The organism is Pseudomonas sp. SWRI68 (assembly GCF_014269165.1).
Lineage (GTDB): Bacteria > Pseudomonadota > Gammaproteobacteria > Pseudomonadales > Pseudomonadaceae > Aquipseudomonas > Aquipseudomonas capeferrum.
In genome coordinates this window covers 88,424-105,079 of sequence record NZ_JABWRU010000003.1, presented here as the reverse complement: position 1 = coordinate 105,079, position 16,656 = coordinate 88,424, and the positions used below count along the sequence as shown (strand labels likewise).

The window sequence follows — 16,656 nt, the reverse complement described above, 5'->3', positions numbered from 1 at the left end:
ACCATGACCCGGACATTACGCATTACCTATTCGCTGTCGTTCCTCGGCCTGCTGGTCGGCATGGGCGCCTGGTCCACTGGCGGCCTGGACAGCTTCCAGCGCACCGCGCAGATGACCTTGCTCAACGGCAAGCTGGCCAAGGCCGCCGAGACCCACTACGACGAGCAGTTCCCGATCAAGCGCCTGGGCACCAACCTCTGGGCGGCACTGGACTTCAAGCTGTTCAACGAAGGGCGCCCAGGCGTGGTGCTGGGCCGCGACCAATGGCTGTTCAGCGATGAAGAGTTCAAACCCACCGCCGGTGCCGAGCAACTGATGCAGGAAAACCTGGCGCTGATCCGTGGCGTGCGCGACACCCTGCAGCAGCATGGCAGCCAGCTGGTGCTGGCGATCGTGCCGGCCAAGGCGCGGGTCTACTCGGAGTATGTGGGCAAGGAGCTGCCAGCCAGCCTGCATGACGACCTGTACAACCAGTTTCATGCCCAGGCCCGCCAGGCCAACGTGTTCGCCCCGGACTTGATGGCGCCCCTGGAGCAGGCCAAGGCCCGTGGCCAGGTATTCCTGCGCACCGACACCCACTGGACGCCGATGGGCGCCGAAGTCGCCGCACAGGCGCTGGCCGAAGCGGTCAGCCGCCAGAGCTTGCTCAATGGTGACCCCCAGGCCTTCATCACCGAAGCCGGCAATACCGCGCCGTACAAGGGCGACCTGACCAACTTCCTGCCACTCGACCCGCTGTTCAGCAACCTGTTACCGGCGCCGGACAACCTGCAGCAACGCACAACACGCCCAGCCGAAACCGAAGGCGAGGCAGGCGATGCGCTGTTCGCCGACAGCCAGATTCCGGTCGCACTGGTAGGCACCAGCTACAGCGCCAACCCGCACTGGAACTTCCTCGGTGCCCTGCAGCAAGCCCTGCACAGCGACGTCGCCAACTACGCCGAAGACGGCCATGGCCCGCTGCTGCCGATGCTCAAGTACCTGCAAAGCGATGCTTTCAAAAATGCCGCGCCACAAGTGGTGGTGTGGGAATTCCCCGAACGTTATCTGCCCATGAAAAACGACCTCAGCAGCTTTGATCCGCAGTGGATCGCGCAGCTGAAGAACACCCGTAAATCCGAAGAAAACCTGGCCCTGTCGTCCACCCGGACGAACCACTGATCGATAGAGAGGAACACGCACATGACTACCAAAACTTCCATTGCCAAAGCCCTCACCCTCGCGGCCGGCCTTTCCCTTGCTTCGATGCAGGCCTTCGCCGGCGCTGATGCCGCGCTGTATGGCCCGACCGCGCCGAAAGGCTCGACCTTCGTGCGCCTGTACAACGCTGCCAGCGCCCCGGCCGCCGCCTCGGTCGGCAACACCCAGATCAAACAAGTCGGCGCCCAGGCCAGCAGCGACTTCAGCTTCCTGCCCGGTGGCGACTACACCGCCCAGGTCGGCGGCAAGAGCGTCCCGGTCAAGCTGGCCTCGGACAAGTACTACACCCTGGTCAACAGCGGCAGCGGCAACCCGCAACTGATCGAAGAGCCACCGTTCAAGAACAAGCAGAAAGCCCTGGTACGCGTACAGAACCTCAGCGACCAGTCGCTGACCCTGAAGACCGCCGATGGCAAGACCGAAGTGGTCACCCCGGTAGCAGCCAAAGGCCGTGGCGAGCGTGAGATCAACCCGGTCAAGGTCAACCTCGCCCTGTATGCAGGTGACAAGAAAGTCAGCGACGTCAAACCCGTCGCCCTGGAACGCGGCGAAGCTGCCGTGCTGTACGTCACCGGCTCGGGCAGCAGCCTGTCGCCGGTCTGGGTCACCCGCCCAGTGTCCACCCACTGATCCCCTGCCTCGTTAACGACCTTATTGGAGAAACATCATGATCCCGGTAATTCTTTCTGGTGGTAGCGGTTCGCGTCTGTGGCCTCTGTCGCGCAAGCAGTTCCCCAAGCAGTTCCTGGCCCTGACCGGTGAACACACGCTGTTCCAGCAAACCATCCAGCGCCTGGTGTTCGAAGGCATGGATGCGCCGATCGTGGTCTGCAACAAGGACCACAAGTTCATCGTCCAGGAGCAGCTCGGCGCCCTGAAACTTGAAACCCAGGCCATCCTGATGGAGCCGTTCGGCCGCAACACGGCGCCCGCCGTGGCGATGACCGCGATGAAGCTGGTCAGCGAAGGCCGCGACGACTTGATGCTGGTGCTGCCTGCCGACCACGTGATCGACGATCAGAAAGCCCTGCAGCGCGCCCTGGCCCTGGCCACCGTGGCCGCCGAGCGTGGCGAGATGGTGCTGTTCGGCGTGCCGGCGACCAAGCCTGAGACCGGCTATGGCTACATCCGCTCCAGCCAGGACGCACTGCTGCCAGAAGGCGTGGCGCGGGTTGCGCAGTTCGTCGAAAAACCCGATGAAAAACGCGCCGCCGAGTTCGTCAAGGCCGGTGGCTACTTCTGGAACAGCGGCATGTTCCTGTTCCGCGCCAGCCGTTTCCTCGAAGAGCTGAAAAAGCACGACGCCGACATCTACGACACCTGTGTGCTGGCCTTGGAACGCAGCCAGGAAGAAGACGATGTGTTGAGCATCGACGAAGCCACCTTCGCCTGCTGCCCGGACAACTCCATCGACTATGCGGTGATGGAGAAGACCCAGCGTGCCTGCGTGGTGCCGATGTCGGCCGGCTGGAGCGACGTGGGCTGCTGGTCGTCGCTGTGGGAAGTGCACGACAAGGACGACAACGGCAACGTCACCAAAGGCGATGTGGTGGTGCAGGACAGCCGCAACTGCATGATCCATGGCAATGGCAAGCTGGTGTCGGTGATCGGCCTCGAGAACATCGTCGTGGTCGAGACCAAGGACGCCATGATGATTGCCCACAAGGACAAGGTCCAAGGCGTCAAGCAGATGGTCAAGACCCTGGACGAGCAGGGCCGCAGCGAGACCCAGAACCACCTGGAAGTGTACCGCCCGTGGGGCTCGTACGACTCGGTGGACATGGGCGGCCGCTTCCAGGTCAAGCACATCACCGTCAAGCCGGGCGCCAGCCTGTCGCTGCAGATGCACCACCACCGCGCCGAGCACTGGATCGTGGTGTCCGGCACTGCCGAAGTGACGTGCGACGAGAACGTGTTCCTGCTGACCGAGAACCAGTCGACCTACATCCCGATCGCCTCGATCCACCGCCTGCGCAACCCAGGCAAGATCCCACTGGAGATCATCGAAGTGCAGTCTGGCAGCTACCTGGGCGAGGATGATATCGAGCGCTTCGAGGACGTCTACGGGCGCACCTCGACGCCGGTCGAGCGTGGTGTTTCGGTGAAAACCATCGCGCAGTAAGTGAAACCCCGGGGCCGCACCTGCAAAGGTCACACGATCCGGCAGGAGCGGCCTTGTGTCGCGAAAGGAGGGCAAAGCCCTCCCGCTTTTGAGCCCTCCCCCATTTCAAGCTACGATGGTCAGACCCCGCGCAACCAAGGTCTGCATGCCCCATGATCATCGGTGCCTTCCTCATCCTCACCTGGCTGGTGCTGCTGCTGCGCTACCCGGCCAAAGCCCTGCCGATATCCCTGGCCGCTGTCTGTGGCCTGGGCCTGGTCGCCCTGTTCGTCGCCTGGCAAGACACCCGCGAAGCCACGCAACTGGCACGCCTGGACCTGCGCCTGAGCTACGCCCCTGACAAGTGCCCCGCCGACCGCGCGCTGCACGTACACATGAAAAACGGCAACAAAGTCCCGCTCACCGAGCTGCGATGGCGCGTGGGCGCGTATGCGCCGGGCGATACCGTCAACCTTGCCGAAAACACCTACAGCGCGCCGCGTTACCGCGGGCCGGGTGAGCTGCAACCGGGTGCCGAATGGAACGATTGCCTGCCGGTACCGCCTCTGCGTTCCGGCTACCGGGCACAGACGCTGGAGTTTCGTGCCGAGCGGCTGCAAGGTACATTTGCCAATTGATGCATTGCCTGCCTCGCGAAGAGGCCGGTGCAGGCCACACACAATTCCCAGACCCAAGGCCCTCCCCATGCCCACCGTCCTGATCACCGGTTGTTCCAGCGGCATCGGCCGCGCCCTGGCCAACGCCTTCCGCGATGCCGGCCACGAGGTCTGGGCCACCGCCCGCAAGCCTGAGGACGTCGAGCAGTTGTCCGCTGCCGGCTTCACCGCCCGGCAACTGGACGTCAATGACAGCGATGCCCTGACGCAACTGGCCGATGAGCTGCAAGCGCGCCACGCCGGCCTCGACATCCTGATCAACAACGCCGGCTACGGCGCCATGGGCCCGCTGCTCGACGGCGGCGTAGACGCTATGCGCCAGCAATTCGAAACCAACGTATTCGCCGTGGTCGGCGTGACCCGCGCGCTGTTCCCGCTGCTGCGTCGCGCACGCGGGCTGGTGGTGAACATCGGCAGCGTTTCCGGGGTGCTGGTCACGCCATTCGCCGGTGCCTATTGCGCTTCCAAGGCCGCGGTCAACGCCCTGAGCGATGCCCTGCGCCTGGAGCTGGCGCCGTTTGGCATTCGGGTGATGGAAGTGCAACCGGGGGCGATCGCCTCGCAGTTCGCCAGCAATGCCCAGCGCCAGGCCGAGCAGGTACTGGCGGCGGATTCTCCGTGGTGGCCGCTGCGCGAGTACGTCCAGGCACGCGCCCGGGCGTCGCAGGACCGGCCGACGCCGGCAGCCGTGTTTGCCCAAGGGGTGCTGGCGGCCACGCGCAAAACGGCGGTGCCTGCGGTGGTGAGGTTGGGCAATGGCAGCACAGCGTTGCCGCTGATCGCCAGGCTGTTGCCGCAGCGGCTGCTGGGCTGGGTGTTGCGCAAGCGGTTCGGGTTGCTGCGTCCGCTTTGATGTTTGGCCAGCACAGCGAGCGAAACCGTCACACCTTTTTCGACGGCTGAGTATCAAACGCCTGCCAGCCCCCGCCCAGCGCCTTGTACAACCCCACCAAGGCCTGGGAAACCGCTGCCGAGCTGTCAATCCACTGCTCTTCGCTGGCCAGCAACGCACCCTGAACCGTCAGCACATTGAGAAAGTCCACCGCCCCTTCCACATACTGGCGCTGGGCAGTCTCCAGGGCGATGCGGTTCTGCCGCACCGCCTCGGCCAGGTGGTCGCGGCGCAACTGGCTGGCGTTGTACAGGCGCAGCACATCGTCGATCTCATGCCAGGCGCCGAGCACCACCTTGCGGTAGTTGAGCGCCGCTTCCTGCTGCTGCGCCTCGCGCAACTCCAGCGTGCCTTTAAGCCGCCCCCCTTCGAAGATCGGCAACGACAGTTGCGGGCCGAAGGCGAAGCGGCGCGAGTCCCAGCCGCCGAAGTCGGACAGCTGCATGGCCTGGAACCCCATGCTGCCCGACAGCCGAATGCTCGGGTAGAAGTCGGCCTTGGCCACGCCGATGCTGGCGGTTGCCGCGTGCAACCGCGCCTCGGCCTGGCGAATGTCCGGGCGGCGCTCAGCCAACTCGGACGGCAAGCCGATGGCGAACTGCTGTTGCGGCGCGGGCAGTTCACCGCCTTCGAGCAGCTGCGCCTGCAGGCTGCGTGGCGGTTCGGCCGCGAGCAGGCTGAGGGCGTTGATCAGGTCGTCGCGGCGGGCCTCCAGGCTGGGCAGGCGGGCTTCGATCGAAGCGACCTGGGCGCTGGCCTGGGCCACGTCGAGGCGGGTGGCGACACCTTCGGCCTGGCGGTTTTCAGACAGCTTCAAGCTGTGCTGCGCCACCTTCAGGTTGTCACGGGTGACATCGAGCGTGTGCTGTACCGCACGCAATTGAATGTAGTTGCCGGCGGTTTCCGACAGCAGCACCAGCAGCACGCCACGGCGGTCGTTCTCGGCCACTTCGACCGTCGCATCGGCAGCCTCGACCTGGCGCCGCACGCGGCCCCAGAGGTCCAGCTCCCAACCCGCGACCAGGTCACCCTGCCACAGGTTGAAGGCAGACTTACCGGCATGGCCAGAGGGGTCGCTCAGGCCTTCGGCGCTGTTGCGAGCACGGCTGTAGCCCGCGTTCACATCCACCGAAGGCACTTCGTCCGCCGCCACCGTACTGCGCAGGGCGCGGCTTTGCAGCAGGCGTGCACTGGCCATCTGCAGGTCCAGGTTGCGTTCGGTGACCTGCTGGATCAGCGCGCTGAGGCGGGCATCGTGAAAGGTTTCCCACCAGCGCAGCTCCAGCGGCTCGGCTTGCGGCTGGCTTGCTGCGGCCTCGCCTTGCAGCGCCGCCCACTGTTGCGGGGCCTGGCTGGCGGGGCGCTGGAAGTCCGGCCCCAGGGTGCAGCCGGCCATGAGCACAGCCAGCAACAACGGGCTCAAGCGTAATGCTGGCTTCATCGCGCGCTCACCTCTTTGCCCTCGAGCTTGTCGCCACGGGTATCGATGGTGGCTTCCACCGACATGCCCACGCGCAGCCGTGCAAGCAGCGCCTGGCCGTCATCGAAGACGATCTTCACCGGAATGCGCTGCACCACCTTGGTGAAGTTGCCGGTGGCATTGTCGGGTTTGACGGCGGCAAAGGTGACCCCGGTGGCCGGCGCAATACTCTCGACATGGCCCTTGAGTTGCTCGCCAGAGAAGGTGTCGACCGTGATGCTCACCGGCTGACCAGGCTGCACGTGGGTCAGCTGGGTTTCCTGGAAGTTGCCGACCACATAGGCCTGCTGCAACGGCACCACCGACAACAGGCGAGCACCCGGGTTGACATAGGCGCCCACGCGCAAGGCACGCTCACCGACCATGCCGTCCACCGGTGCGGTGATGCGCGTGTAGGACAGGTCCAGCAGGGCCTTTTCCAGCCCGGCTTCAGCACGCTTGAGCTGGCCATCGGCACTGGCCACCTGGGCGGTGAGGATATCCACCTGTTTGCGTGTCGCCAGCAAGGCCGCCTGGGTATTGGCCAGGCGCGCACGGGCCTGGTCGACCCCACTGCGCGCTTGCTGCGCGTTCTGCACGGTGCCGGCGCCCTGCTCGGCCAGGCGGCTGTAGCGGTTGACTTCATGATCGGCGAAGGCGGTTTCGGCCTGGGCCGCTTTTACCGCGGCCTCGGCCTGGGCGATCAGTGCCGCCTGGCGCTCCAGCGTGGCGCGGGCGTCGGCGCTCTGCGCCTTGGCCACCAGCAATTGCGCCTGGGCAGCGTCGAGCGCGGCCTGGTAGTCGCGGGCATCGATGGTCGCCAGCAACTGGCCGGCCTTGACCTGCTGGTTGTCCTCGACCAGCACCTCCTTGATAAAGCCTGCGACTTTGGGCGCGACCACGGTGTAGTCGGCGATCACGTAGGCGTCGTTGGTGCGCTGGCGGTGGTCACTGCCAAACATCCAGGGGCCGACGATGCCGGCCAGCACGGCCACGGCGAGCACCGAGCCGATGATGATTGTCTTGCGGTTGTTGGTCATCTCAAGTTCTCGAATTCATTCACGGGCTCAAGCCACCGCACGCGGCGGGAAGATCCGGGTAGGCACGAAGGGGATCAGGCAGATCAAAGCGACGGCGATGCAGGCCATCACCAGGTACTGGTCGGCCGAGGTCAGTACCTGGGCCTGTTCATGAATGCGTCGGGCAAGGCCGGTGGCGCTGCCATCGATCAACGGCGCGTTGCCCAGGCTGTCGACCAGGTGGTTGGAATGAAAATGCCGGCGCACGGTGCCCAGGGCATCCAGCAGGCCACCGGCAATCACCGCCGACAGCCCTTTGACCGTGTTGAACCAGGCCGAGGCGAACGGGCCCTCCTGCGGGGTCATGCCATTGGTGGAAAGCATCAGCAACGGCAACACCGCCATCGGCTGGCCAAACACCTGCAGCAGGTAGAAGGGGTAGAAATCGCCGCGAATCCATTCGGAGGTCAACAGGCTGCAGCCCACGCACGACACCGCCAGCATGCCAAGCCCGATCGCCAGCACCCAGCGGCAATCCACCACGCGCAGGTTGCACAGCGCGGCCGTGAGCGGCAGGGCGATGAGTTGCGGCATGGCCACCAGCATCATCAGCGGGCTGGTCTGCGCCGGGCGGTAGCCCTGGATCTGCGCCAGGTAGGCTGACGGGATGGTGCCCACGCCAGACAACACGACCAACACGCCGGCCAGGGTCAACAAGGCAAAACTCAGGTTGCGCCGCGAGAGCATGCGCAGCTGGAAGAACGGCAGCGGCTCGGACCATTCGTTGTACATGAACAGCACCAGCAACAGCAGGCCGCCCCCCAGCAGCCAGCAGATCAGCGGCGAGTCGAACCAGCCCCAGCGGTCACCCAGCGACAAGCCGAGGACGATGCAACTGATGGCCGGCAGGCCAAGCAGCACGCCACGCCAGTCGAGCTGCTTGAAGCGTTCGAGGCGCAGTGGGTCTTGCGGCAGGCCCCAGCCGATACAAGCCATGGCCAGCAGCGACGGCAGGATGATCTGCCAGAACGCCCACTGCCAGCCGACATACTCGGTCCACAGGCCTGCCAGCGGCGTGCCGAGGTTCGGCCCGAAGGTGGCGGTCAGGGCATAGCAGGCCAGGCCATAGACCTTGATGCCCGGTGGCAGAAAGCGCAGTGCGACGCTCATCAGCATCGGCGGCAAGGCGCCAGAGGCGAAACCCTGCAGCACCCGCAGCAGCATCAGGCTGTGCAGGTTGGGGGCGAAGGGTTGCAGCAGGCCCAGCACGGCGAACAGGCCGACGGCAGACAGGGTGAAGCGGCGCAGCGAAAAGGTCGTGGCGAGCCAGGGTGCGAAGGCCATCGCCGACACCGACGCCGCGCTGTACACGGCCAACAGCCAGGCGCCCTCGTCGGCACCGATGCCCATGGCGCCACGGATGTCGTTGAGGGAAATCTTGGTCACCGCCTCGTTGAGGCCGGCGCATAACACCGCCAGCAACACGCCGAACAGCCCCACCACCACCTGCAGGCCGAACGCCGACTGCGCAGGGGCGGCCGGCGCAGGGGCGGCGGCCAACGCAGCAGAAGGCGCGGTCAGGGAACTCATGGGATACATCTCCAGCAACAATTTTAGGGCTGGAGCAAGTCTAAGAAGATCGAATGCTGACGAAAACTGACTTGTTGGCAGCTTTATATTGCGTCAGACGCAATTGATGGTGCGCTCACGGGTCCAACCGGCCACACGCCCTCAAGGTCTGGCGCAGCCACCGATGCGCTGGGTCGTTGTCGAACCGCGGGTGCCAGGCCTGCATTACATTGACTTTTGCCAGCGGCACCGGGATCTCGAACGAGCGCAAGGGCAGCTTCAAGCGCTGCACGCTGTTGAGGATATTGGCCGGTATCGGCAGGATCAGGTCCGAATCCGGCAACGAGAACATCGCCGAGTGGAAGCTGGTGGTGATCAACGCCACGCGCCGCTCCACCTTGTGCTGGGCCAACGCCTCATCGATCGGCCCATTGGCCCGGCCGCGGCGCGACACACTGATCTGCGGGTAGGCGGCAAAACGCTCAGGAGTGATCGGGGCGTCGAAGATCGGGTGCCCCACACGCGCCAGGCCCACGAAGTAGGTGTTGAACAGGCTCTGCACCTTGATTTCCGGGCCCAGCTCAATGGCCGAGCTGATGATCAGGTCGATGTGCCCGTTGCGCAGCACCGCATCATCGTCGCCACTGCCCTCCGGCACGAAACGCAGCACCGTGCGCGGCGCCTGGGCCAGCATCATGCGCAGCAACTGGGCACCGTACAGGGCAATGAACAGGTCGTTGGTGCGGATGTTGAAGGCACGGTCCAGGTTCACCAGGTCGACATCGTCGCGGCTGCGAAACACCTGCCCAGCCTGCTCCACCAGGCCATGCACCTGCTCGCGCAAGGCCAGCGCACGGGGGGTGGGCACCAGGCCACGGCCGGCGCGTACCAGAATCGGGTCACCCAGCGCATCGCGAATGCGCCCCAAGGTGCGGCTCATGGCCGCCGGGCTCAGGTTCATGCGCTGCGCCGCGCCCACCACGCTGCCCTCGTCGAGCAAGGCATCGAGGGCGACGAGCAGGTTCATGTCCGGGAGTTGCATGGCCGTTTTCCGTTACAGCTGTGGGAAAGGCGATGGTAGCAGGTTGGTTGATTGCGTCTGACGCAATAAGGTCGTGCGTGAGGGAGCATTTATTCGGGGTGCGGGATGGGCCATAAGTGACGCAGTGGCTGTACAGCCAACCGACTAGCCAGCTTCGACAAGGATTCACATGCCCAGCACCGTCTTGATTGCCATCGATGCCTCCCCTGCTGCTGCCGCCCTGCTCACCCTCGCCCGCCGCTACTGCCGCCCTGACGAACATGAACTGCACGTGCTGCTGGCCATCGACACCACCTTTACCGTGCACGACCAACCTGCGCCCTATACCGCCGAGGAACTGGGGGAATACCCGGCTGCCTGCGAGGAGCAGCACTTGGGCGAAAGCGCCGTGGCGGATGCCGTGCGTGTGTTGCAAAAGGCGGGTTTTGCCAGCCAAGGGGCCATGGTGGCCGGGCAGCCGGTGGAGGTTATCGTTGGCCAGGCGCAGGAGCTGGGGTGCGAGTTGATCATCATGGGGCACCGGCATTTGTCGCGATTGGGGCGGTTGCTGGATCCGTCGATCAGCGCGAAGGTGATTGACCGGGTCGAGGTGCCGGTATTGGTGGGGGTTGCGGGGTAGAGATTGGGGGTGCGCCTGCGAGGGTTCGCCTTGAGTTTTGCAGCGCCCATGAGATCGAGCGCCGCGCGGGCGGCGCTCGATCTCATGGGCGCCAGAAGGGTTGCGGCGAACACTGGGGCAAACACCTCACTCCTCACCCGGCTTCACCACCACCGTACAGGTCGTCCCCGCCGCCAGCAAAAACCCTTCTGGCACTTCATCAATGTGAATCCGCACAGGCACCCGCTGCGCCAGCCGCACCCAGTTGAAGGTGGGGTTCACGTCAGCAATCAGCTCGCGGCTCTGCGGGTTGTCGCGATCATAAATACCGCGGGCGATGCTCTCCACATGGCCGGTGATGCGCTCGCCGCTCATCATCTGCAACTCGGCCCGATCACCTACCTTTACATGCGGCAGCTTGGTCTCTTCGAAAAAGCCGTAGACCCAGAATGAGTGCTCATCGACCACCGCCATCACCGCCTCACCGGTGCGCGCATAGTCGCCCTTGTGAATGTTCAGGTTGGTCACGTAGCCATCCACCGTGGCCACGATATGCGTGCGCTTGAGGTTCAGCTCGGCCGCCGCCAGCTCGGCCAGGGCCTGTTGATAATCCGCCTGGGCCGAGTTGGCGATGTTGCTGGCGTCGTCGCGGTTTTCCTTGGAGATCACCAGGTTGTCCATGTCGGCCCGGCGCTTGGCGTTGACCTTGCGCATCTCCCAGGTGGCCTTGCGCGAGGCGACCAGGGCCTTGGCCTGGTCGACGGCCAGCTGATAGTGCTCAGGGTCGATCTGGATCAGCAGGTCGCCCTTCTTCACCCGCTGGTTGTCCTTGACCGGCACACCCACCACATAGCCCGGCACGTCGGCGGCGACGTTGATGATGTCGGCACGCACACGGCCATCGCGGGTCCACGGCGTGGTCATGTAGTGCAGCCACAGCTGGCGGCCGATCGCCACGGCAGCCACCAGCACCAGCAGGGTGGCGATCAGGCTGAAGAACTTTTTCATCGAGGGTTTCTCACCAGTAGACAGACAGCGCCAGGGCGCCGAAAAGGCAGACGAACAGGCTCAGGCGCAGCAGCGCCGGGTGCCAGAAGAAGCGGTAGCCGTCATGGCTGGCGATGAAGCGGTCCAGGCCCCAGGCCAGGCCCAGGGCGAACAGGAACATCAGGGTCATGGTGGGCATGTACACGCCATGGAAGGCGATCTCACGGGGCATGATTTCACGGGGCATTGTGCAATCCTTTCGCCGGTGCCAGCGGCGACTGAGGGTCCAGCAGGGAAGAACGGATGAAGTGCAGGTAGCTTTGCGCGCGGCGCAGCACCGAGGTGTCGAAGTGCCGGGCGAACGGCTCATCGGTGGCCTGCACGCGGCTGATGGCGTGGTCCACCGCCACCAGGGCGCGCTCGTGGTTGCTGGCGCTGGGCTGCAGGAACAAGCGCGCCAGCGCCCTGCCCATGACGCGAATGGCCTGACGCCACGGCTGGGATTCGGCATACGCCGGATGGATCGGCGCGCGGGCCTGCTCCTTGCGCAGTTCGATGATGGCGTGGCCGACCTCCAGCACGGTGAACATCCAGCCCATCAGCTCGCTCTGCACCTGCGGTTTGCCGGCCGCCAGGCCATAGGCCTGGTGCAGCAGGTCGCGGGTGCGGCTCTCGAAGGCCGAGCCCAGGCCTCGCAAGCGGCCGCTGATGGCGAACAGCACCTGCTCGCGCAGCTCCTGCTCCAGCCGGCTCCACAGCCAGCGGCTGTTGGGCGGCAGGATGATCGCCCCGGCTGCGGCGCAGACGAACATGCCGATGACCATGCCGATGTAATCGTTGATGAAGGTGTAGGGGTCGTAGACGGTCAGGTTGTTCGGCACCGAACCGATGGCGAAAAACACCAGCAAACCGATGCCATAACCGGCATAGGCAGGCCGCGACGAGAGGAACGCCCCAAGCACGAAGACCGGCGCCAGGACCATGCACAGCAGCGGGAAGCCGTCGATCCAGGGGAATACGAAGAACGTCTCGAAGAAGCCGACAAAGGCCCCGATCGCCGTGCCGCAGGCCATCTGGAACGACATGCGCTTGGGGTTCGGCGAAGCCGCCGACAGGCCCACGGTGACCGTGGCGATCAGCGTCATCATGCCGCCGCTGGGCCAGTCGCTGAGCAACCAGTAGCTGCCCAACAGCAACAGCACCGCCGAAGCGCGCACACCGGCCGCCAGTGACACCAGCCAGCTGGTCTGCGCCACATAGGGCTCGTCCCACTGCTCGCGCTGATGCGTGTGCGCGGCCAGCGAGGCATGGGTCTCGGCATAGCTGTACATCTCGTCGACGAAGCGGTAGAGCAGCTCGAAAGCGGTATGGAAGTCGAGCAGGTCGGACTCGCTGGGTGCGGTCTGCTGGTACTCGGTGCGCAGCCCACGCACCTGGGCTTGCAGGCCCTCTTTATAGGCGGCCAGCTCCAACGTCAGGCGCAGCGCGTCCGAGTCGGTCAAGGCGCGGCCCACGTAGGGTTCAAGCAACGCGACCAAGGTGTTCAGGCCGGGCTCGATGGCGCTGACGATCTGCAATGGGCCACGTGCGCGCAGGCGTTCGAGCAACCGGTGCAGGGCGTTGAAGCGCGTGGTGATGGCCATGAATTCGCTGTTCATGCGCACCAGCCGGCCAGAGCGCCTGCGCATGTGCGGGTCTTCGAAGGCGGTGACGTTACGCAGGCTCTCCAGGCCCACGGCCTCGGCAACGAAGCGCACGTTGCTGGTTTCGAAACGGTCACGCTGGCTGTCGCCACGCAAGGCTTCGACCACCACCCCGGCAAACACGCCGAAGCGCTGGTACAGGGCGTTGCGCATGGCCGCACTGGCCGACTGCGGCAAAATCGCGGCGCTGACAAAGGTTGAAACGAGAATTCCCAGGGCGATCTCCAGCACCCGCCACACAGCAGCCATGAAGGCCTGGTCGGGGTGTTGCAGCACCGGCAAGCCGATCATCGCTGCGGTGTAGCCGGCCAGCACGAAACCATAGGCACGGAAGGTGCGGTAGCGCATGGCGCCCGCCGAGCACAGGCCGACCCACAGGGCCAGGCTGGGCAGGAACAGCTCGGTGTTCTGCGGGAAGATGGCGATCAGCGCAACCATCATCGCCGAACCTGCCAGGGTGCCGAGCACCCGGTAGAAGCTCTTGGCGAACACGTGCCCGCTTTGCGGCTGCATGACGATGAACACGGTGATCATCGCCGTGCGCGGCTGCGGCAGTTCCAGGCGCATGGCCAGCCACAGGGTGATGAAGGCGGCAGCCAGCACCTTGAAGATGTAGACCCAGGTCACACCATCGGTGCGCGCCCAGGCAAAGAAGCCCCGGCGCCACTCCAGGCTCTGCAGCCAGCGCACGGGCAGACTGGAAGTGCTCATTCGGCGTTATCCGGCTGCTTGTCGAAAACGGCCAGGGTGGCCGGGGTTTTCGGCGCAGCCTGGCGCCCTGGCTGCGGCACGTCCTGGCCCGCTTGCAGGCCGCCACCCAGGGCTGTGACCAGCTCGGCATGGGCGACCAAGCGGGCGGCCTGCACCTGCTGCTGCACCTGCTGCTGACGGAACAGCAAGGTTTGCGCGTTGAGCACATTGAGGTAGTCGGTCAGGCCACGCTGGAAGGCGACCATGGCGATGTCGTAGGTCTTCTGCGCGGCGGCGACCGATTCGGCGGCGAAGTGCGACTGTTCTTTCATCGACTCGCGGCGGATCAACTGGTCGGAAATGTTTTTCAGCGCTCCGATCACGGTCTGGTTGTAACGCGCCACGGCCATGTCATAGCCCGCCGAAGCGACGCCCAGCTGCGAGCGCAGGCGGCCACCGTCGAAGATCGGCAGGCTGATGGCCGGGCCGACGTTGTAGTTGAACTTGCGCCCGGTGAGAAACTCCAGCGGGCCGCCGCCGGTGGCCATGAAGCCCAGGCTGCCGACCAGGTCGACATTGGGGAAGAAGCCGGCATGCGCCACGTCGATGCCGCGGGCTTGCGCGGCCACCTGCCAACGGCTGGCCACCACGTCCGGGCGCTGGCCCACCAGTTCGGCGGGCAGTGCCGAGGGCAGCTTCAGCGGGTCGCCGAGGGTCAGGCTCGGGCGCTCGATCTGCGCGCCGTCGCCCGGCCCTTTGCCGGCCAAGGCGGCCAGCTGGTTGCGGGTCAGGGCGATGTCTTCGTTGAGGCTGTCGAGCTGGCGATGGGTTTCCGGCAGCGGCGCTTGCGCCTGGCTGACTTCGAAATGGGTACCGATGCCCGCGTCCAGCCGGCGCTTGGCCAGGGCCAGAATCTGCTCTTGCTGCTCGAGCTCGGCCTTGACGATATCGCGCTGGGCAAAATGCAGGCTCAGTTGAATGTAGGCACGCACCACGTTGCTCTGCAGCTCGAGCTGCGCCTGACGGGCCTCGGCCACGCTCATGTGCGCCTGGTCCACGGCCTGTTCACTGGCATTGCGTTCGCGGCCCCAGAGGTCGAGGGCATAGCTGAAACCGAGGGCGGCATTGTTGTCCCAGGTATTGGCGCCCGACAGCGCGCCAGGGCCGTAGAACGGGTCCTCAGGCCAATTGTGGCGCTTGAGTGACGCCTGGCCGTTGGCCTGCAGTTTTTCCGCCGACTCGACCACACCGGCCATGGCCTTGGCCTCGCGCACCCGCGCCATGGCCATGGCCAGGTTCGGGCTGCCTTCGACGGCCAGTGCAACCCAGCGGTTCAGCTGCGGGTCGCGGTAGGCCTGCCACCACTGCTGGTCGGGCCAGTGCGCGTCAGTGGCGGCTTCGCGTATCGCCGCGTCGGTCGTCAGGGTGTTGGCGTGCAACGTCTTGCTTTGCGGGGCGATGCCCCAGGTTCCGATACAGCCGCTCAAGGTGAGGCTAAGGGCACAGGCACTGAACACTTGAAGCGTTCTGATGATGCGACGCGGCACAGCTGCGATTTCCCGAGGAAGAGGTGGAGGGGCCGAGCAATTCTAGGGGGCCGCAGGACTGGCGATAAGCGCATATTCCTGCGAATCTTTGTTACCAAACGCGCGATAATCAGCCTTTGGTCGAAGGTAACTTTTAATAACTTCGTCGTTACTTCGTGACACAATTTTGTCCTCTACCTTGAGAGCGACCCATGGACACCCTGCAAAATATGCGTGCTTTCAGTTGCGTAGCCCAACTTGGCAGCTTCACGGCTGCGGCGGCGCAGCTGGATACGACCACCGCGAACGTGTCGCGGGCGGTCTCCAATCTGGAAGCCCATCTGCAAACACGGCTGCTCAACCGCACCACCCGCCGCATCGCGTTGACCGAGGCTGGCAAGCGCTACCTGATGCGCTGCGAACAGATTCTTACCTACGTTGAAGAAGCCGAAGCCGAGGCCAGCGACGCCCATGCCCGCCCGGCCGGGCAGTTGAAGGTCCACTCGATGACCGGGGTCGGCCAGCATTTCGTGGTCGATGCCATCGCCCGCTATCGCGAATCGCACCCGGACGTGACCTTCGACCTGACCATGGCCAACCGCGTGCCGGACCTGCTCGACGAAGGCTACGACGTGTCCATCGTGCTGGCCACCGAGCTGCCGGACTCGGGCTTCGTGTCGCAGCGCCTGGGCATCACCTACAGCATCGTCTGTGCCTCGCCCGCCTACATCGCGCGCAACGGCATCGCGCACAAGCCTGCCGACCTGCTCAAGCACGCCTGCCTGCGCATGGTCAGCCCGGTGATTCCGCTGGAAAAGTGGCTGTTCGACGGCCCGGAAGGCCAGGAAATGGTCAACATCAGCACCTCGCCGTTCCAGGTGAACACGGCAGACGCCATGAAAACCGCAATCCGCAGCGGCATGGGGGTGGGCGTGCTGCCGATCTATTCGGCCATCGAGGGCCTGCGTGATGGCAGCCTGGTGCGGGTGCTGCCCGAGTACCGGTTGCAGGAGCTGAACCTGTACGCCATCTACCCGTCGCGCCAGTACCTGGATGCCAAGATCAAGACCTGGGTCGAATACCTGCGCAACTCGCTGCCGGAAATTCTTGCAGCCCATGAGGCAGACCTGAAAACCCATCAGGTGCTGATCGCCAACTGAAAACAGCTGCAAGCCATAAGCTTCAAGCCGCAA

15 protein-coding genes are annotated in these 16,656 nt (G+C 64.9%); 7 read left to right on the top strand and 8 right to left on the bottom strand.

The features are described from left to right. Nucleotides 1-3 precede the first annotated feature (3 nt). The 5 genes from HU770_RS06660 (at nucleotide 4) to HU770_RS06640 (ending at nucleotide 4,831) form a co-directional block, all read left to right on the top strand. Nucleotides 4-1,161 carry an alginate O-acetyltransferase gene (locus HU770_RS06660; RefSeq protein ID WP_186658789.1) on the top strand — a complete coding sequence of 386 codons (1,158 nt, stop codon included), beginning with the start codon at nucleotides 4-6 and terminating at the stop codon, nucleotides 1,159-1,161. A 21-nt stretch (nucleotides 1,162-1,182) separates the two neighbouring features. Further along, on the top strand, nucleotides 1,183-1,830 hold the full coding sequence (locus tag HU770_RS06655; protein WP_033702883.1) for an alginate O-acetyltransferase AlgF: 648 nt from the start codon (nucleotides 1,183-1,185) through the stop codon (nucleotides 1,828-1,830). 37 nt (nucleotides 1,831-1,867) lie between these two features. Further along, complete coding sequence (locus HU770_RS06650) at nucleotides 1,868-3,322, top strand: mannose-1-phosphate guanylyltransferase/mannose-6-phosphate isomerase (protein WP_033702884.1); 1,455 nt, start codon at nucleotides 1,868-1,870, stop codon at nucleotides 3,320-3,322. Nucleotides 3,323-3,474: 152 nt separating this feature from the next. Beyond that, the gene (locus HU770_RS06645) at nucleotides 3,475-3,939 is read left to right on the top strand and encodes a hypothetical protein (protein ID WP_033702885.1); all 465 of its coding nucleotides are present in this window, start codon (nucleotides 3,475-3,477) and stop codon (nucleotides 3,937-3,939) included. A 67-nt stretch (nucleotides 3,940-4,006) separates the two neighbouring features. Next, complete coding sequence (locus HU770_RS06640; RefSeq protein ID WP_186663354.1) at nucleotides 4,007-4,831, top strand: SDR family oxidoreductase; 825 nt, start codon at nucleotides 4,007-4,009, stop codon at nucleotides 4,829-4,831. Nucleotides 4,832-4,859: 28 nt separating this feature from the next. Here HU770_RS06640 and HU770_RS06635 read toward each other — a convergent pair whose 3' ends face one another. The 4 genes from HU770_RS06635 to HU770_RS06620 all read right to left on the bottom strand — a co-directional run bounded on the left by HU770_RS06635 (nucleotide 4,860) and on the right by HU770_RS06620 (nucleotide 9,959). Then, the gene (locus tag HU770_RS06635) at nucleotides 4,860-6,311 is read right to left on the bottom strand and encodes an efflux transporter outer membrane subunit (RefSeq protein WP_186663352.1); all 1,452 of its coding nucleotides are present in this window, start codon (nucleotides 6,309-6,311) and stop codon (nucleotides 4,860-4,862) included. Next, complete coding sequence (locus HU770_RS06630) at nucleotides 6,308-7,369, bottom strand: HlyD family secretion protein (RefSeq protein WP_186658795.1); 1,062 nt, start codon at nucleotides 7,367-7,369, stop codon at nucleotides 6,308-6,310. The genes HU770_RS06635 and HU770_RS06630 overlap by 4 nt, the downstream gene beginning before the upstream one ends. Before the next feature lie 27 nt (nucleotides 7,370-7,396). After that, a complete protein-coding gene (locus tag HU770_RS06625) occupies nucleotides 7,397-8,938 on the bottom strand; it encodes an MFS transporter (RefSeq protein WP_186663350.1) in 1,542 nt (513 codons plus the stop codon). 115 nt (nucleotides 8,939-9,053) lie between these two features. Continuing rightward, the gene (locus HU770_RS06620; RefSeq protein WP_033702890.1) at nucleotides 9,054-9,959 is read right to left on the bottom strand and encodes a LysR family transcriptional regulator; all 906 of its coding nucleotides are present in this window, start codon (nucleotides 9,957-9,959) and stop codon (nucleotides 9,054-9,056) included. A gap of 169 nt (nucleotides 9,960-10,128) precedes the next feature. Between HU770_RS06620 and HU770_RS06615 the strand changes: the two genes are divergently transcribed. Continuing rightward, nucleotides 10,129-10,578, top strand: coding sequence for a universal stress protein (locus HU770_RS06615; protein ID WP_186663348.1), 450 nt, complete (start codon nucleotides 10,129-10,131; stop codon nucleotides 10,576-10,578). A gap of 126 nt (nucleotides 10,579-10,704) precedes the next feature. On the opposite strand, the gene HU770_RS06610 is transcribed toward HU770_RS06615, so the two are convergent. The 4 genes from HU770_RS06610 to HU770_RS06595 are packed head-to-tail and all read right to left on the bottom strand — an operon-like array spanning nucleotide 10,705 to nucleotide 15,484. After that, nucleotides 10,705-11,565, bottom strand: coding sequence for an HlyD family secretion protein (locus tag HU770_RS06610; RefSeq protein WP_033702892.1), 861 nt, complete (start codon nucleotides 11,563-11,565; stop codon nucleotides 10,705-10,707). 10 nt (nucleotides 11,566-11,575) lie between these two features. Next, nucleotides 11,576-11,776, bottom strand: coding sequence for a DUF1656 domain-containing protein (locus tag HU770_RS06605; RefSeq protein ID WP_027595286.1), 201 nt, complete (start codon nucleotides 11,774-11,776; stop codon nucleotides 11,576-11,578). 4 nt (nucleotides 11,777-11,780) lie between these two features. Next, a complete protein-coding gene (locus tag HU770_RS06600; protein ID WP_186663346.1) occupies nucleotides 11,781-13,958 on the bottom strand; it encodes an FUSC family protein in 2,178 nt (725 codons plus the stop codon). Continuing rightward, nucleotides 13,955-15,484 (bottom strand): efflux transporter outer membrane subunit, encoded by a 1,530-nt coding sequence (locus HU770_RS06595; RefSeq protein WP_186658801.1) that lies wholly within the window; start codon nucleotides 15,482-15,484, stop codon nucleotides 13,955-13,957. The genes HU770_RS06600 and HU770_RS06595 overlap by 4 nt, the downstream gene beginning before the upstream one ends. Before the next feature lie 191 nt (nucleotides 15,485-15,675). On the opposite strand from HU770_RS06595, the gene HU770_RS06590 reads away from it, so the two are divergent. Next, the gene (locus HU770_RS06590) at nucleotides 15,676-16,623 is read left to right on the top strand and encodes a LysR family transcriptional regulator (RefSeq protein WP_033702895.1); all 948 of its coding nucleotides are present in this window, start codon (nucleotides 15,676-15,678) and stop codon (nucleotides 16,621-16,623) included. Nucleotides 16,624-16,656: the final 33 nt, after the last annotated feature.

Excerpts from the sequence above, each read along its gene's own strand:
- HU770_RS06630 (WP_186658795.1), bottom strand. The coding sequence starts at position 7,369 with ATGACCAACAACCGCAAGACAATCATCATCGGCTCGGTGCTCGCCGTG.
- HU770_RS06660 (WP_186658789.1), top strand. The coding sequence starts at position 4 with ATGACCCGGACATTACGCATTACCTATTCGCTGTCGTTCCTCGGCCTG.
- HU770_RS06605 (WP_027595286.1), bottom strand. The coding sequence starts at position 11,776 with ATGCCCCGTGAGATCGCCTTCCATGGCGTGTACATGCCCACCATGACC.
- HU770_RS06625 (WP_186663350.1), bottom strand. The coding sequence starts at position 8,938 with ATGAGTTCCCTGACCGCGCCTTCTGCTGCGTTGGCCGCCGCCCCTGCG.
- HU770_RS06620 (WP_033702890.1), bottom strand. The coding sequence starts at position 9,959 with ATGCAACTCCCGGACATGAACCTGCTCGTCGCCCTCGATGCCTTGCTC.
- HU770_RS06640 (WP_186663354.1), top strand. The coding sequence starts at position 4,007 with ATGCCCACCGTCCTGATCACCGGTTGTTCCAGCGGCATCGGCCGCGCC.
- HU770_RS06590 (WP_033702895.1), top strand. The coding sequence starts at position 15,676 with ATGGACACCCTGCAAAATATGCGTGCTTTCAGTTGCGTAGCCCAACTT.
- HU770_RS06650 (WP_033702884.1), top strand. The coding sequence starts at position 1,868 with ATGATCCCGGTAATTCTTTCTGGTGGTAGCGGTTCGCGTCTGTGGCCT.
- HU770_RS06645 (WP_033702885.1), top strand. The coding sequence starts at position 3,475 with ATGATCATCGGTGCCTTCCTCATCCTCACCTGGCTGGTGCTGCTGCTG.
- HU770_RS06635 (WP_186663352.1), bottom strand. The coding sequence starts at position 6,311 with ATGAAGCCAGCATTACGCTTGAGCCCGTTGTTGCTGGCTGTGCTCATG.
- HU770_RS06655 (WP_033702883.1), top strand. The coding sequence starts at position 1,183 with ATGACTACCAAAACTTCCATTGCCAAAGCCCTCACCCTCGCGGCCGGC.
- HU770_RS06600 (WP_186663346.1), bottom strand. The coding sequence starts at position 13,958 with ATGAGCACTTCCAGTCTGCCCGTGCGCTGGCTGCAGAGCCTGGAGTGG.
- HU770_RS06610 (WP_033702892.1), bottom strand. The coding sequence starts at position 11,565 with ATGAAAAAGTTCTTCAGCCTGATCGCCACCCTGCTGGTGCTGGTGGCT.
- HU770_RS06615 (WP_186663348.1), top strand. The coding sequence starts at position 10,129 with ATGCCCAGCACCGTCTTGATTGCCATCGATGCCTCCCCTGCTGCTGCC.